The following is a 15806-nucleotide window of genomic DNA, read 5'->3' on the forward strand; positions in this document are numbered from 1 at the left end:
TTTAGAGAATTAGAGGAATTAAATTTATCATATAATGAATTCACTAAAATAGAAGGGTTAGAAGAATTAAAGCAATTGCAAAGATTATATTTAGATGAAAATCAACTTACCAAAATAGAAGGTTTAGAAGAGCTAAAGCAATTACAAGATTTAGATTTATCTCATAATCAACTTATCAAAATAGAAGGGTTAGAAGGATTAAAGCAATTGCAAGATTTAGATTTATCTCGTAATCAACTTATCAAAATAGAAGGTTTAGAAGAATTAAAGCAATTGCAATATTTACATTTATCTTCTAATCAGCTAACCAAAATAGAAGGTTTAGAAGAACTAAAGCAATTGCAATATTTAAACTTGTATGCTAATGAACTTACTAAAATAGAAGGTTTAGAATTTCTAAAAAATCATGAAAATATAAAAACTCTTTATATAGATAATAATCCTTTTGATAGTAAATATGCATTAGAATTAAGAAGCAATGAAAATCATTTAAACATTATTCTCAATGAGCTGGATAAGTTAGAAACAAAAAAAAGAAAGATAAAACTTCCTGTAAAAGTTATGCTTTTGGGTAATCATTCTTCGGGTAAATCTACTTTTTATACGTATTTCAGCAAAGGCAAAATAGAAAATAAAAATGACAGTACCCATCTGTTGCGTACTTATCATTATAAACCTTCAGGAGAAACCAACATGCCAAGTGCTGTTTTTTATGATTTCGGAGGGCAAGATTATTACCATGGTATTTATCAGGCATTTATTAATCTGGAAGCTGTGCATTTTATATTCTGGCATAAAGAAACGGATGATAACAGATATGGAAAGGATGGAAATAAGCATTCCATCATTAATTTTAATAAAGAATACTGGATAGGACAAATAGACTATGCTTTGCAGGAAGAAAAAAACAAAAAATTTGATTTCAGGCTTTCTTCTATCTATTCTGTGCAAACTTATGCGGATGAAGATCAGCAAGAATATACGCATTCTGAAAAAGTACAGCAATTGTTTTATATTTCTCTGAAAAAAGGCTATAAAAATACTGTGAATGATGCTCAACTGGCACTTTTAAAAGTGACATTGGAAAAGATCATAAGTGATAATAAGGAAGAGGAAAAAACGGTAGATGAAATAAAATTATATGAATATATCCTTGCTCAAAAAAGTCCTGAAAAGGTAGAAATAACAAGTTTGCTAAAGCATTATAATAAAACTAAAAAAGAAATGCACCTGCTAAAAGGGGAGCTACAAACGCTTTCTGCCAAAGGATTGGTACTGTACTACGATATACCTGAACTAAGCGACCATGTATGGCTGAATCCTCAAGCAACAATAGAGTTGGTGCATGATAAAATTCTAAGCAAAGATGCTATAAGTGATGGTAAAATAAATAAGGAAAAATTTGAAGAAATCTGTGCTAAGGAGGGAATAGATAACGAATTGATCCTCATGCTGAAACATAATAAGGTTCTTTTTCTGGATGAGAATTGTGAAGAAGCTACCTATATTATCCCAAATTATCTACCATTATTGGACGAGGAGGATAAAGACTATTTTATGTTTCTCGACTTTCAGAAAACAAACTTCGTACTGAAATTTTTGCATTTTATTCCGTTAGGGTTTATCAATAAACTTATCTGCTTCTATGGAAAGAATCCTGATAAGAAGATATATAAAAGGAATTATTTGGCTTTTACAATAGACAAAAAAGCAAAAGTGAGCATACATCTGGATTTTCCGAAGCTGGAAATAAAAGTGAGTATCTCGTCCATAGATAAGGAAGTATCTATAAAAGATATGGAAAAGCAAATATTTGAAGATCTCATCCGTATGTACTGGAATAGGGAAGATCAAAGACCTTTGCATGAATACTTTGATGAAAATCAGAAAGAACATACGGAAGAAAATCCTATATATTATAAACGTTTAATGACAGAAGAAAAGAAAATTCCGGATAAATTTTGGTTTGATTATCATCCGGAAGATCTATATATAAGCATAGATAATGAGAATTTTGTCCACTACAAAACGCTTGAAGATCCGGAAAAAACAGTAGCAACTATTGCTTCTTATAAGAAAGAGAATTTGGAAAACAGAGATTTTTCTAATCCGAAATCAATAGGTACACAAGCCTTTAAAAACATAAGCAACAATAAAAATATTAAAAACATGAAGAAAATATTTATTTCTTATAGTAACGAAGATCATTTCTTTAAAAAAGAGCTTGAAAAGCATCTGTCTCCTTTATCTAAAATGCTAATTGCTACCTATTGGAGTTGTGAAGATATGACACCCGATAAATGGCATGAACAAATCCAAAAACAATTAGAGGAATCTGATATTGTCTTGTTTATGCTTTCTATTAATTTTGTTAATTCTCCATATATCGTAAAAGAAGAGGTACATAAGACTCTTAATTCTATGAAGGATAATCCTAATAAAAAGATAATGTTTGTTCTTGCACGTGACTTCTCTTGGAGAGAATACGATCAGCTATTTCAGCTTACCGGATTAGATAAAAAAATAAAAGAAACATATGATGATGACCAAACAGCTATTACTTTAGCAACAATACCTGATTATCAATTTATCCCTTATGTAATAGAAAATGAGGGGAATCCTAATGAAAAAAGATATATAAAAGCTATAGAAGAATGGAATCCCTTGTATAATAAAGCCTATATGGAAGTAATAAAACAATTGAAAAAAATACTATAATCAAAGCAAAAACGCCTGATAAATTTTAAAATAATATCGGGCGTTTTTGTTATTTTTTGTAGGTGTTTTCTTAATTGGAATAGCCTATCAATTCTTTTTTTTGGGAATTATAGATATGATATTCTAAATATTTAAAAGAATCCCGTGGAATAATGGTAACCCATTTTTTGTATTTTATGAACCATTTCATCTGGATGCTGTTGATTCCTTTTGTGAGATAAGCCTCTACAAAAGGATGTACATGAAGATAAAGTTTGCCTTTTTCTTTCTGCATAATGGTTCGGATGGTTTCGCCCATTCTTTCTACAATTACGATCGGAGCTACAATTTCTCCACCTTTATTAGGATTTTCTTCCTGAGTTTCAATCTGCTTTTCTGAACGTACTCGTTGTCTTGTAATTTGTATAAGCCCGAATTTACTCGGAGGAAGAATTTTGTGTTTTGCTTTGTCGCGCTTCATTTCATCTTTCAGATGTTCATACAAAATTCTGCGGTGTTCGGAATTGGGCATATCAATAAAATCGACAACGATAATCCCGCCCATATCTCGAAGGCGCAACTGTCTTGCAATTTCTGTAGCAGCTTGTTTATTTACATTTAATGCATGTTCTTTATTGGTTGCTGCCGAAGAAATATTCGGCCCGGAATTCACATCCACTACATGAAGGGCTTCCGTATGTTCAATAACGAGATAAGCACCTTTAGAACTTGGGATGTTTACAAATTTTCCAAAGCTCTGTTTCAGTTGTTTTTCTACATTGTAATATTCTAGAAGCGGAATATGGGAATCGTAAAGCTGAACAATATTTTTACGCTCCGGAGCAATGATTTCCAGATAGTCTTTCATTTCGTTCACCATCTGTTCATCATCGCAAATAATGCTCACAAAATCCTGATTGAAGTTGTCCCGCAAAATGGCAGATGCTTTATCTTCTTCGCTTAGAACCTTACTCGGAATTTTGTTTTTCTGAATATTTTTGAATGTGCTTTCCCATTTCTGAATAAGAGAATTCATGTCATTATGAAGTTCTGCTACTTTCTTTCCTTCTGCTACAGTTCTGATAATTACACCAAAACCTTCAGGTTTGATACTTTCAATAAGGGTTCGTAGACGTTCCTTTTCTTCAGGAGTTTTTATTTTTTTTGAAATGGAAACTTTGTTGTCAAAAGGGATTAAAACCAAAAAACGCCCTGTTAAAGAAAGTTGGGTGGAAATTCTTGGCCCTTTTGTAGAAATGGGTTCTTTCGTGATTTGAATAAGGACTACATCATCCTTAGCAAGAACTTTGTCTATAGTTCCATGCTTGTCAATTTCTTTCTGGATGTCAAAATTTTTGAGACCGGAAGTATTCTGTTTTTTGGAAAAGGTATCTTTAACAAATTTTTTATAGCTCAGAAAATCGGGACCAAGATCCTGATAATGTAGAAATGCATCTTTTTCGTAGCCAATATTTACAAAAGCCGAATTAAGATTGGGAGCCAGTTTCTTTACTTTTCCCAAAAATAGATCACCTACTATGAAGTCTTTTTTATCTTCTTCTTCATGAAGTTCAAAGAGTCTTCCGTCTTCGAGCAGCGCTATTTTGGTACGCTCATCTTCATAAGAAACTATCAGTTCTTTCTTCATTGCTCATTCATTTATAGGTTAATATACATTTTGGAAATTCAAATTTAAAAGTGAAAATACCAAAAACAAAAATATAGCTAATGAAATTATGGAAAATTCATCAACTATATTCTATATGATTTTTAGAAAAAAATTATTTTTTCTTATGTCTGTTCGCTCTTCTTCTTTTCTTTCTTTTGTGTGTCGCTACCTTGTGTCTTTTTCTTTTCTTTCCGCTTGGCATAATTTATAATTTTTTTACTTGTTAATATTCAGTTTAGTTTATTTTTACTTTACTACTACCTTAGTTTTTACTTTTTCAACAAATGATTTTGAAGGCTTGAAAGCCGGAATGTTGTGAGCCGGGATTTCAATAGCAGTGTTTTTAGAAATATTTCTTCCGGTTTTAGCTGCTCTGGTTTTGATGATGAAAGAACCGAAACCTCTTAAATAAACATTATCCCCATTATACATTGATGTTCTTATCTCCTGCATGAAAGCTTCAATCACTTTTTGAGTTTCATTTTTTTCGGTTCCCAATTTGTTTGAAATTGTGTTTACCAATTCTGCCTTTGTCATTTCCTATATAATTTATTTATAATTTTTTGGTGTGCAAATTTAGGTAAAAAAATTGAAAATAAGCAAATTAGTAAAACATTTTTTGATTCTACTGTTTCGATATAATAGATAAAAAAAATAATAATCAGAATATTTTATACTCATATATTTAGTAATTTTGTCATTATTTTATAAACAGTTATAATGAAAAAAGGTGTACTTTTTCTTTTTGGGGCTGGTCTTCCTATCTTTATATCGGGACAGAATACTGAAAAACTTATTCAAGAATTTGGTAAGCAAAATCAACAGAATCAGCAAAAATTTGAGCAAATACTCATTCGTAATAATGCAAAAATGACCTCTGAAGCGGTTGCCGATGAAAAAAGCAGATTAGCCGGTTTTGCAGGAGGAATTCCTTTGTTTTGGGAAACTGAAGATGCAAGAGCCAATAGAAGTGCGAATGTTGTGGCATTGCAGGATGGAAGTTTACAAGGTCTTAATAATACTCCTATTCAAGGTAATGGAATTAATATTCTTGTAATGGATACAGGTAGGATTTTTGAAAAGCATAATGAATTTGGAGCAGTGGGAGGAGTTGTAACGACACCCCGCATTTTTGATAAAGAAAATGGCGCTGTTGCATATTCAACTCATTCTACTAATGTAGGGGGAATTCTTGGAGCAATAGGAATCGGAAATTCTGCAACTTACGGAACTTCTGCTGCAAAGGGAGTTTTAACAAAATTGAATATGGATAACTATTCTTTTCGTACTACCGCATTAGGAAATAATTATCAAAAATTAGCAGCAGCCACAACTGCCAATGTTTCCAACCATTCTTATGGAATTAATTTGGGATGGTATTACAGCTCAACTATTTCTACTACATTTCACACGGTCGGATGGTACTGGATTGGAAATTATGAACTTAATTCTCAGGATACTTATTCTGGTAGCTATAATACCGAAGATGCAAATTTTGATAAGATTGTATATGATAATCCCAATCAAATCGTTGTGAAATCTGCCGGTAATTATTATGGAATGGTACCTAATGCTGCAGATGCAAAATTTAAATGGAGCAGTGCACAAAGCAAATATGTTCCTTTTGATAGTGCAGATGTTTTACCAGCAGCAAACTGTAGTCAGGGATATTACTGTATGGGTTGGGGATCTCTTGCAAAAAATATTATTGTAGTTGGTGCTACTAATCAGCTTACTACTCCAAACAATATTTACACTACTTCTACCGATGTTGTAAAAGGTTCAATTAGCAGTGCCGGTCCGAGAAGAGACGGAGCTGTAAAGCCTGACCTTTCTGCTGTAGGTACTAATCATTATCTAGCTAATTATACCAATAGTACTACCTACAATTCCTATGCTACAGGAAACGGTACTTCTTATGCAGCACCAATTGTTTCCGGTATAGCTGGAGCGGTAACAGAAGTGAACAGAAATCTTACAGGAAATTCTACATTCACTTACAAAGCTGATGAAATGAAGGCTCTGCTTACACATACTGCTAATGAAGCCGGAAATCCGGGTCCTGATGTTTGGTTTGGTTGGGGATTTGTAGATGCTACTAAAGCAGCAAAATTGGTAATAGACAAAAAATCGAATTTGGCTATTTTTGAAAGAAATCCTCTTGTTTCCGGAACCGTGTATACAAAAGAAGTAAAAGCAAAAGATGCTACTCCTCTGAAAGCTACAATTTCTTGGGTGGATCCTGCTGGAGTTCCTTTCACTACAGATAATGATTTGCAGAATAATCATTCATCAAAGATTATTAATGATCTTGATTTAAGAATTATTGATACTTCGGATAATACCATTTATTATCCTTGGAAACTGGATGTTTCCAATCCAATGGCAAATGCAACAAAGGGAGATAATCTTGTAGATAATGTAGAACAAGTTATTATTGATGCACCAATTGCAGGAAGAACATACCGAATAGAAGTTTCCAATAAAGGGACATTAGTGGATAATAACGGAAGTCCTGCTAATCAATCTTATGCACTTATTGTAACAGGATATGACGAAGGTTCTTTTGCAGCCTCAGATACTGCAATAAAATCAATTTCTGTATATCCGACTAAAACAAAAGATATTGTGAATGTTCTGATTCCTGAAGGAGCAAAAACTATTTCAGTATATGATATGTCCGGAAAACAAGTGCTTTCCGTAGTTGCAAAATCTTATCAAACTGTAGACATGAGTAAACTTCCAAATGGTGTTTATATCTTTAACATTACTACAGAAAAAGGAAAAATTTCTAAAAAAATTATTAAGGAATAATTTAATAAAATATTGAATTTAAGCTGCTTTCGGGCAGCTTTTTTTATTTTTCAAAGAATTAGTATATTGGTAGCTATGGAAAAAACCGTAATTCATACTATTTCTCAGGACATTCTTCTTAAAGCCTTTCATCAGATGATGCTTGCCAAAGCGATGGCCGATATTTACGAAGAAAACAGGAGTATTACCAAATATGTTCACAGTACTTCCAGAGGTCATGAAGCAATTCAGTTGGCTACTGCATATCATTTGAAAAAAGAAGACTGGGTTTCTCCCTATTATCGTGATGAAAGTATGCTTTTAGGGATTGGTTATGAACCGTATGAACTGATGTTGCAGCTTTTAGCCAAAAAAAATGATCCGTTTTCCGGAGGGAGATCTTATTATTCCCATCCTTCCAGTTTAGATGAAAATAAGCCGAAAATGATTCATCAAAGTTCTGCAACAGGAATGCAGGCAATTCCAACCACCGGAGTTGCACAAGGAATAAAATATATTCAGGAATTTAATCTCAAAAATTTCCAAGAAAATCCTGTTGTTCTTTGTAGTTTAGGCGATAATTCCGTTACGGAAGGAGAAGTGAGCGAAGCGCTTCAGTTTGCAGCTTTGCATCAACTTCCGATTATTTTTTTGGTTCAGGATAATGAATGGGGAATTTCGGTAACCAAGCAAGAAGCCAGAACTTCGGATGCGTATGATTTTGCTGCCGGTTTTGTTGGTTTGAGCAGAATGCGATTGGATGGAACCGATTTTATCGAAAGTTTTGAAGCCATGAAAAAGGCTTTCGATTTTGTCCGAAATGAAAGAAAACCAATTTTAGTTTGTGCAAAAACGGTTTTGATTGGTCATCATACTTCCGGAGTGAGAAGAGAATTTTACAGAGATGAAGAAGATTTGGAAAAACACCGAGCAAAAGATCCTGGAATTATTTTACGAAATTATCTTCTTGAGGAAGGTTTGGATGAAGAAATTTTAAAACAAACCACAAAAAGAGCAAGACTCGAAGCTGAAGAAGCATTTGAAAGAGCTAAAAATGCAGAAGAACCGTCTATTGATGAAGTTTCCGAACATGTTTTTGCTCCGACTCCAATTACTGAAGAAACCGGAACCCGAGTTCCCGAAAATACAAAAGAAAAAGTGATAATGGTAGATGCAGCCATTCATGCTATTCAAGAGTTGATGTATAAACATCCGGAAGCTGTTTTGTATGGTCAGGATGTTGGTGAAAGAATTGGCGGAGTTTTTCGGGAAACAGTAACATTAGGAAAAAAATTTGGAAATAAAAGGGTTTTCAATACGGCCATTCAAGAAGCGTATATTATTGGTTCTACGATTGGAATGAGTGCGGTTGGTTTAAAACCAATTGTGGAAGTTCAGTTTGCTGATTATATTTTTCCGGGAATCAATCAATTGGTAACAGAAATTTCAAAATCCTGTTATTTATCAAACGGAAAATTTCCGGTAAGCAATATTATCCGTGTTCCGATTGGTGCTTATGGAGGAGGTGGTCCATATCACAGTGGAAGCGTGGAAACTTTTCTCAATGCAATTAAAGGAATTAAAATTGCCTATCCAAGTAATGCTGCCGATTTTAAAGGATTATTAAAAGCTGCATATTATGATCCGAATCCGTGTATTATGTTGGAACATAAAGGTTTGTACTGGAGTAAAGTTCCGGGAACGGAAGATGCTAAAACCATTGAACCTGCGGAAGATTATATACTTCCATTCGGGAAAGCAAATATTGTAGAAAATGCCTCTTCCGAAGAAACCGAAAGGGGAAGATCAATGGTAATCATCACATATGGAATGGGCGTTTACTGGGCAAAAGAAGCTGCGAAAAATTTTGGAAATAGAGTAGAGGTGGTGGATTTGCGTACATTGTTCCCTTTAGATGAAGAATTGATTTTTGAACGGGTGAAACTTCATGGGAAATGCTTGGTTCTTACAGAGGAACAAATTCAGAATTCTTTTGCAGAAGCATTGGCTCATCGCATTTCAAAAAATTGTTTCAAATTTCTGGATGCTCCGGTGGAAGCGATGGGATCACTGAATTTGCCGGCTGTTCCCATCAATATCGAATTGGAAAAACAAATGCTTCCAACTCCGGAAAAAGTGATGCGGAAAATAGAAGAAATTCTTTCTTTTTAATCGGAAATTCTTTTTCCTAAAATTACAAGATCTCTTTCAATCCCATCCAAAATTGCAACTTTTGGAAGATTTCCCCATTTTTCAAAATCAAAACATTCAAAAAGTTTGATGCTTGGAAGGTTGTGTCCGAAAATAAAAGCCAGCAAATTTTTAATTTGAAATTTTGGTGCGTTTTCAATAGCGTATTTCAGGATTTCTTTTCCAAAACCTTTTCCACGAAATTTTTCATTTAGATAGATGCTGATTTCCGCTGTTCCGTTATAAGCAGGTCTTCCATAAAAATCGGTAAAACTTACCCAACCTACGATTTCATTTTCAGAATTTTCTACCATCCAAAGCGGGCGGTTTTCTTTGTGCTGATGAAACCATCCGATCCTGCTTTCTACAGAAATGGACTCCAGATCGGCAGTTACCATTCTTGTTTCAATGATGGAATTGTAGATTTCTACAATTTTTGGTAGATCATTGATTGTGGCCATTCGATAAGTCAGTGTAAGGTTTAGCATACATTAAAGATAAATTATTTTAAACCTTTTTTGATTTTTTCTTTGTTCATCATTTTATATTTCCAGAAAATTAATATATCGCTGTACTGAAATATTATATCAACAATAGTTTTTTAGTTTGTATCTAAGCAGAAGATTCAACGTTTAATACAAAAGTTTAATATTGAATCTTTCACAAGTATTTCAGCCACCGAATTATCAAGTTGTTTTTATCATTCAATCATAAAATTTACAAACATATCTATCATTACACCCACAAAAGAAATGCTTACTCCAAATAGAAAATAATTTAATGTTTTTTGATAATATTCTTCGGCTTTTTCTTTGGGATATTTCATTTTTAAAACTCTACTTAATACTGTTATTAAACAAATAATCCCTGTCAGAATGCAAAACCCAATAATGTATGCTATTGTATCACTTAAAGTACTATCTGTTTTTACGAATGTTGATGCAAAGTTTAATACGAAACCTAAAATAATTCCTGTTGCCGTAACTAATGGCTGTCGGTATGATTGTATTTTGTCTTCCATTTTTTTTAAATCAAATCTATTATTTTATCTGCTTCTCTAATTCCACTCAAATATGCTCCATGAGCTGTAGAAAAATGGTCTGCTTCTGTATGTTCTCCTGCAAAAAATAATTTGTCGTCTACTTCTTCTGCCAAGTCGTCGAAATGTTGCATTTCTGTACCAACAGCGGTATAAGAATAAGCACCAAAGGAATTTTCATTAGTATGCCATTTTGTTCTTAACATATTTGTGGGATTAGGAATACTGTTTCCGTAAATGTCTCTTAAATGTAACATTATTTCATTTATAATTTGACTATCGGTCATCGTTTCGGTTTGGCGTCCATAATCTGCATATGCAAAAGTCATTAACGCATTTACATCTGGGTGAAATTTCTTAACATTTACAAAATAATTAAATTTGTCTCTAATTTCTGGTGTGTAGGAAATGTATTGCACATCATCCCAAAAAGCAGAATCCCAAGTTAATAAAAATTTATTTACACAGTTCATTCCCACTTTTTGTATAGCATTTTGTTTGGCTGTTGGCAGATTTGGAACAAACTGAATATTACCGGACTTCAATACACCCAAAGGAACTGTTACAAGTACATAATCAGCTTCTGTTACAGTTCCGTTATGTGTAACTTTTGCTTTTGCGCTTGTATAATCAATTTTTGAAACTCTTTGATTCAGTTGAATATTTAAACCATTTGCTAAATAATTTGCAATTGTGTCATAACCGTTAGTTGCAATTTTTTCTGCACCACCAAATTCTTCTCCTTCATTGTAAAGTAAGGAAGACAGATTGTTTAAATCTCCCGTGTCAAAAGTAACATACGTTGAAAGTAAAAATTTCCAAAGACGGTCACTTGCATTTATCGGATATAATGAATTAAAAACTGTTTCGAAACTTTGTGTTTTATTCCCACTATTCATCATTGAGCCAAGAATTGTATATAATTCATCTTCTGCACTGTCATAGCTTGCAGCACTTCTTAAAATTCCGCCAATATCATAAGATTTTCTACTTTCGTCGATGGTTTCAAAGGTATTCATTCCTGCTTGTTGAGCCAAAGTTGTTATAGGATTTCCATTAATTCCGTGTATCCAGCTTGCACCTTCATCAAATCCTATACCTAAGGTTCTGTTGGTTCTTAATCGTCCACCAACTTTGTTTTGCGCTTCTAAAACGATTACATTAAATCCTTTTTCTTTAAGTTTTTTTGCTGCTGCTAATCCTGAAATTCCTGCACCTACGACAATAACAGTTTTTTCGGTAGGATTTTCATCATCTTTATTACAAGAATTTGCTAAGATTGTTGGTGTTAAAAGAAAAATAGGTAACCCTGTTAGAGCTTTTTTTATAAATTTTCTTCTTTGCATATTATTGTCGTTTGTTTATATTATGGTCTGTTGTTCAATATGATATCCTGTGAAATGGTTATAATTTAATAGAATTTTTATTTTCGCTTTGGCTTCATAATTCTTCTCAATATTCTTACCCAAAAACTCCAATCACTATTTTTTTTATCTTTTGAAAATGCTATGCAAAAGTTCAGTTTTATGAGGGTTCAATTCTTTTATGTCAAATCTTCTATAAATACCTTGTAAACATCCATTGTTTCATTTTTGTTTTCGTCCAAACTGCCTGTCCAATCATTCACTGTTATATAATCTACTTCTTCATCAAAAAAGAATTGTAAATAGCGGTTGTCTTTTTTATTTATCCAAGTCCCATCGAATATTTTTTTTAAATGTTGTATTTCGATCTTTGTTTGTCCATTTACATTGGTATGAATAAAAAAAATAATGACAAGAAATAGAAGAATTCCTTTTTTCATCTTTTGTCTTTGTTTATTTTTTTAAGCGAACTAAATTACAAGAAAAATGTGAGCTGGAAATAATAATTTGCCAATTCTTATGAATGATTCAGGATTTTGTGTTTGGGAAAGAAGTTTGAATATGGTTGGTGAAAAACTATTGTTTTAAAAAAAAACCTCATTATTTAATAGTTTTTTTCCATTTTGCGATTGAGGTTTTGCTGAGTTTAAAATGTCTTGCAAGTTCGGAGTTGTTCAACTGATGCTTTTGCTGATAATTTAAAAACTGAAGAATAGTTTCTATTTATTTTTTCGAATAAGTTTAAAAATAAAACAATAATAATTGATTGACAATTAATATTGCAATTTACCTCTCTTTTGCATGAATGTACTTTTATGGAAGTGAATAAGAATTTAATAAAAATCAATTCATTGATCTCTTAATAGTATTTTACTCTGTTTTGGATTTCCCCAATGAAAATTTTTCAATGTATTCAATATCAATTCTGTATAATGACAAAACTTCAATTTTAGTCATCCTAATTAATATTGTTTTATTGATTTTTTTAGAATGTTGTTCAATAGTTTATGTGTTTATGATGACGGTTTGTTGTTGTTTTACCACACGTAAATTTTGGAAAACATATTCGAACCCGACCCTACAAACATTGTGTTTATTTTATCTGTAAGGTTTTCTTTATTCACTTTGAATTTATATATATGCTCACCTTTCGGAAGCACCACTTCACAATTCCAAACACCGTTTTCCTTTTTCATTTTAATGGCGTTCTTTGTCCATTGCGTAAATTCCCCCATTAGCAAAACTTCTTCTGCTTCTTCGAAGTCATTTAGTTTGAAAATTACTTTTTGATTGTCTTGCTTACCCCAAAGTGTAGCCAGATAATCATCAGGTTTTTGTTCAAATGCTTTAGAGAAATTTTTAGCGCTTTCGCTCAGATTGTTGTCTTTTCGATATGCAACGCCCAGCCAAGTATAAGCCTCTGTTTTATCGGTATCAAATTCTTTTAGTCTTTCTAACAATGCTATTGCCTCCTTTGTTTTCCCATTGTCTATCCATTTGATGCATAAATCTAAAACTGAATTGTTCCTGAAATTGTATTGGTTAAAAGAAGTTTTTCGTAATTCTTTATACATTGCTATGGCTTCATTAATTCCATTGCTTTCAAATTTCTTTTCTATCAGGTTAGAGATGTCTTTTGGAAAGTAGTCAGCTAAGTCTTTATGGTACTTTCCATTCTTTAATTCCTCTTTGAGATTTATAATTCTTTCAGTTTCAAAATCATTCTTATAATACAAGTGTATAATAGCATTCTTTAAATCTACCGCCATTGAAAAATGAGTAATTAAAGTTTGTGGTGATTTTTGTGAAGATTTTTGAAGAATATTTTTAATATCGTTTAATTGAAAACTCTTCGTTGTGTTTAAATAATGGGTGGCAGCATCTCGCCTGTAACAGGCTTCTTTATGCCCGTTATTGATGCAATAGTTTGTCAAGGCAAAATTGTTGCCCGTTTTCCTAATGATATAACCTCCGTGTACAGTTGCATAATCACCAGTTGCGTCAGCAAGATAGAGTTGCGCCGCTTTAAGTTTTATCAGATTGTATTTGTTTATGTATTGAATCGCTTCATTAACAGATTTGCAACTTCTCAATAAGTCGTGAACTAATTCTTTTTTTCTGTTCTTTTTGTTTGGGTCATTTGATATTGGCGCTTCATCTATTGCAGTATAGTCCATAAAAAGTCCATACTCATTGAGTCCACCTTGTGGATTTTTAAACATAAGTCCGTAAAAAAGTTTACCCATCGATAATTCTGTCCAAATCATATAACCAAAATTGTCCTTTTTCGCGGGGTAATACCACATTCTGTATTTGGTAGAAAAATCTTCATCTTCATTGTTTCCAATCCACACATTTTTACCATCGTTAGCCATAAAAATGGTACAGGCATTCACAAAAATAGTATTTGTCAAAATAATACAAATAAGACTGCACTTCAATGTTTTTTTTAATTTCAGCATCATTTAATTTTTTGGAAGAATGCCCAAAATTATGGCTGCTGCTGCTGTTTAGTGTTCGACTGGATAAAGCCGAACATATTTTTCCGCTATTTTTTTTGTTCTTTGCTGTATTGGGAAGGTGAAACACCAACAATTCTTTTAAAAGTAGTATTAAAAGTGGTCTTTGAGTTAAAGCCCGAAGCAAAGGCAATTCCTAAAATATTCAATTCCTCCATTTTTGTCGAAACTAATAATTTTTTGGCTTCCTCCACTCTGTACTTATTTATGAAATTATAAAAATTGTCTTTTGTAGTTTCGTTAATCAAAAATGAGGTTTCATGAATACTAATACCTAATTTTTCAGCAAGAGCTGCCAAATTCAAATCATTGTCAAGAAAAAGTTTATCCTTTTCCATTAGAGAAGATAATTGAGCCGATAAAATTGCTGCCCGTTCAACATTTAGCCTTTTTGTTTTGGATTTTTCTTTTGCAGTCTCCGATACTGTTATAATATCTTCTTTGACATCTGTAGTATTTACACCAGAAATTATGTTTAATTCGGTTTTATCATTTGTAAGTACATCCGAAATTTCTGGTATATCTTTTTCTTTAAAGGCGACGAAAATAGTTTTTTGCTTTATGGAGAAATAAGCCAGAAAAAAAACAGAAACAGTATAGACAAAAAACGTTGCTTCGGTTAAAAATGACAATTCAAAAAGTGCATCATTAATCCAAATAATTACCGCTAATAACAGAATGAATAAAAGCTGAACCAGCCAATCCAGATTAATGTGACTTATTGCAGAAGAGATTAATTTCAGATTTCTTTTATGTTTTTCTAAGAGTATATAAGATTTTATCAAATAAAGTAAAGTAAGAAAAGGCAATATGTCCCGCACTAAAAATGATACATTTTTATTTATAGCAAAAAGAGAAAATGTAGAAAAGCTTTCCCTCCCATTGTTGTATATAATTTCAGCAACTGTATAGATTGCAAAAGGTACAAAATGAATCCAGTCGGTCATTCTGAATACTTTTGTTGGGCTTACAAAATAAAGAATGCTGATGTAAAGGCTTGGTGCTAAAAGAAATTGAAAGCTACTTAAACATTTAAACAGTAAGCTATTAAAAATCGTCGTTTCATTTGTAATTATATAAGTATTTATAAAAGCGCAGCTAATTATAAAAGCAAAAAAGCTAAGCCACCTGTTGGCTTTTACATTTTGTTGTAACGGATGAAAGAATAGTAAGAAACTGAGTAAAAAACTGGCACCTGATATAAAACAAATTAAAAACAAATTCATTATCGTAAGGTAGCAAATTAAATTTAGAGTGTCGCTTTACAATGATTGCTGACTATTATTTAAATAATTGGTTTAAAAGTAGTTTATTTCACTTTTATAGAGCGAAATTATTACACATTTCATTAATGTATAAATATATAATTTTTTCACTAAAATGGGAAAAGGATTTTTTTTCTTTTGAAAAGTAAAATGGATAGAGTAGGAGAGAAAGATCTATTCACATATAACGACACAACACCAATACTAACTTATCTGCTGGTGTGATTGTTTTTTTATAATCTTCAAGTCGGTGTGATTTTTAATTTTCCA

General features: G+C 32.3%; 11 protein-coding genes. 3 read left to right on the top strand and 8 right to left on the bottom strand.

Annotation, left to right across the window (positions count from 1 at the left end):
- Positions 1 to 2718 (top strand): leucine-rich repeat domain-containing protein (locus tag AC2A1C_RS14780; RefSeq protein WP_484026656.1); only part of this gene is annotated, 2718 nt, incomplete at its 5' end.
- Between the two features lie 70 nt (positions 2719 to 2788).
- On the opposite strand, the gene AC2A1C_RS14785 is transcribed toward AC2A1C_RS14780, so the two are convergent.
- Together AC2A1C_RS14785 and AC2A1C_RS14790 are read right to left on the bottom strand one after the other, a co-directional pair.
- Positions 2789 to 4345, bottom strand: a complete 1557-nt coding sequence (locus AC2A1C_RS14785; protein WP_484026657.1) for an Rne/Rng family ribonuclease — start codon at positions 4343 to 4345, stop codon at positions 2789 to 2791.
- A 267-nt stretch (positions 4346 to 4612) separates the two neighbouring features.
- The gene (locus AC2A1C_RS14790) at positions 4613 to 4903 is read right to left on the bottom strand and encodes an HU family DNA-binding protein (RefSeq protein WP_484026658.1); all 291 of its coding nucleotides are present in this window, start codon (positions 4901 to 4903) and stop codon (positions 4613 to 4615) included.
- A 183-nt stretch (positions 4904 to 5086) separates the two neighbouring features.
- Between AC2A1C_RS14790 and AC2A1C_RS14795 the strand changes: the two genes are divergently transcribed.
- Both AC2A1C_RS14795 and AC2A1C_RS14800 read left to right on the top strand, forming a co-directional pair.
- Positions 5087 to 7180, top strand: coding sequence for a S8 family peptidase (locus AC2A1C_RS14795; protein WP_484026659.1), 2094 nt, complete (start codon positions 5087 to 5089; stop codon positions 7178 to 7180).
- A gap of 75 nt (positions 7181 to 7255) precedes the next feature.
- Complete coding sequence (locus AC2A1C_RS14800) at positions 7256 to 9331, top strand: alpha-ketoacid dehydrogenase subunit alpha/beta (RefSeq protein WP_484026660.1); 2076 nt, start codon at positions 7256 to 7258, stop codon at positions 9329 to 9331.
- On the opposite strand, the gene AC2A1C_RS14805 is transcribed toward AC2A1C_RS14800, so the two are convergent.
- The 6 genes from AC2A1C_RS14805 to AC2A1C_RS14830 all read right to left on the bottom strand — a co-directional run bounded on the left by AC2A1C_RS14805 (position 9328) and on the right by AC2A1C_RS14830 (position 15218).
- Positions 9328 to 9810, bottom strand: a complete 483-nt coding sequence (locus tag AC2A1C_RS14805) for an N-acetyltransferase family protein (protein WP_484026661.1) — start codon at positions 9808 to 9810, stop codon at positions 9328 to 9330. The genes AC2A1C_RS14800 and AC2A1C_RS14805 overlap by 4 nt on opposite strands.
- 239 nt (positions 9811 to 10049) lie before the next feature.
- The gene (locus tag AC2A1C_RS14810; RefSeq protein WP_484026662.1) at positions 10050 to 10370 is read right to left on the bottom strand and encodes a hypothetical protein; all 321 of its coding nucleotides are present in this window, start codon (positions 10368 to 10370) and stop codon (positions 10050 to 10052) included.
- A gap of 5 nt (positions 10371 to 10375) precedes the next feature.
- Positions 10376 to 11734, bottom strand: coding sequence for a flavin monoamine oxidase family protein (locus tag AC2A1C_RS14815; RefSeq protein ID WP_484026663.1), 1359 nt, complete (start codon positions 11732 to 11734; stop codon positions 10376 to 10378).
- Positions 11735 to 11931: 197 nt separating this feature from the next.
- Positions 11932 to 12192, bottom strand: a complete 261-nt coding sequence (locus AC2A1C_RS14820; protein WP_484026664.1) for a hypothetical protein — start codon at positions 12190 to 12192, stop codon at positions 11932 to 11934.
- A gap of 597 nt (positions 12193 to 12789) precedes the next feature.
- Positions 12790 to 14214 carry a hypothetical protein gene (locus tag AC2A1C_RS14825; protein WP_484026666.1) on the bottom strand — a complete coding sequence of 475 codons (1425 nt, stop codon included), beginning with the start codon at positions 14212 to 14214 and terminating at the stop codon, positions 12790 to 12792.
- Positions 14215 to 14300: 86 nt separating this feature from the next.
- Positions 14301 to 15218, bottom strand: a complete 918-nt coding sequence (locus tag AC2A1C_RS14830) for a helix-turn-helix domain-containing protein (protein ID WP_484026667.1) — start codon at positions 15216 to 15218, stop codon at positions 14301 to 14303.
- Between the last annotated feature and the right edge of the window lie 588 nt (positions 15219 to 15806).

The sequence above is a fragment of the Chryseobacterium sp. HNCC26DJ241 genome, assembly GCF_057180505.1.

Bases quoted from the DNA above. Each gene is read 5' to 3' on its own strand.
- AC2A1C_RS14805 (WP_484026661.1), bottom strand. From the start codon at position 9,810: ATGGCCACAATCAATGATCTACCAAAAATTGTAGAAATCTACAATTCC.
- AC2A1C_RS14825 (WP_484026666.1), bottom strand. From the start codon at position 14,214: ATGCTGAAATTAAAAAAAACATTGAAGTGCAGTCTTATTTGTATTATT.
- AC2A1C_RS14810 (WP_484026662.1), bottom strand. From the start codon at position 10,370: ATGGAAGACAAAATACAATCATACCGACAGCCATTAGTTACGGCAACA.
- AC2A1C_RS14820 (WP_484026664.1), bottom strand. From the start codon at position 12,192: ATGAAAAAAGGAATTCTTCTATTTCTTGTCATTATTTTTTTTATTCAT.
- AC2A1C_RS14800 (WP_484026660.1), top strand. From the start codon at position 7,256: ATGGAAAAAACCGTAATTCATACTATTTCTCAGGACATTCTTCTTAAA.
- AC2A1C_RS14795 (WP_484026659.1), top strand. From the start codon at position 5,087: ATGAAAAAAGGTGTACTTTTTCTTTTTGGGGCTGGTCTTCCTATCTTT.
- AC2A1C_RS14815 (WP_484026663.1), bottom strand. From the start codon at position 11,734: ATGCAAAGAAGAAAATTTATAAAAAAAGCTCTAACAGGGTTACCTATT.
- AC2A1C_RS14785 (WP_484026657.1), bottom strand. From the start codon at position 4,345: ATGAAGAAAGAACTGATAGTTTCTTATGAAGATGAGCGTACCAAAATA.
- AC2A1C_RS14790 (WP_484026658.1), bottom strand. From the start codon at position 4,903: ATGACAAAGGCAGAATTGGTAAACACAATTTCAAACAAATTGGGAACC.
- AC2A1C_RS14830 (WP_484026667.1), bottom strand. From the start codon at position 15,218: ATGACCGACTGGATTCATTTTGTACCTTTTGCAATCTATACAGTTGCT.